At 51.2% G+C, this 414-nt stretch carries 1 protein-coding gene; it reads left to right on the top strand.

Annotation, left to right across the window (positions count from 1 at the left end; genetic code table 11):
• A partial coding sequence (locus tag O0V13_RS21530; protein ID WP_268037077.1) for an IS66 family transposase occupies positions 1-414 on the top strand: 414 nt, incomplete at both ends.

Genomic DNA, 414 nt, shown 5'->3' with positions numbered 1-414 from the left:
GGGTTACTGGCCTCCATTCTGACAGACAAGTATGTGGACCACCTGCCGCTCTACCGACAACTGCAGCGCTTCAAACGGGAAAAGATACCCATTGCTGCTTCCACACTGGACGGCTGGGTCCGACAGGGGCTGGAACGACTGGAAATCCTCTATGACTGGCTTCTGAAGGACACCCGGTCCAAGGGATACCTCCAGGCAGATGAAACGACCATCCGGGTTTTGGATACTACCAAAAAGAAAGAGACGCATCTGGGTTACTACTGGTGCTACCATAACCCTATGGACGGAAGTGTCTTGTTTGATTACCAAAAAGGACGAGGCAAGGACGCTCCCAAAAAACTATTGGAAGGCTTCAAAGGCTATCTCCAAAGCGATGGCTATGCCGTATATGGCCAGTATGGAAAACAGGACGGA

Origin of the sequence: Algoriphagus sp. PAP.12 (assembly GCF_026652115.1) — a bacterium.
Classification (GTDB): domain Bacteria; phylum Bacteroidota; class Bacteroidia; order Cytophagales; family Cyclobacteriaceae; genus Algoriphagus.
Note: the sequence above shows the minus strand (reverse complement) of the source record. Positions and strands in the feature narration are given on the sequence as shown.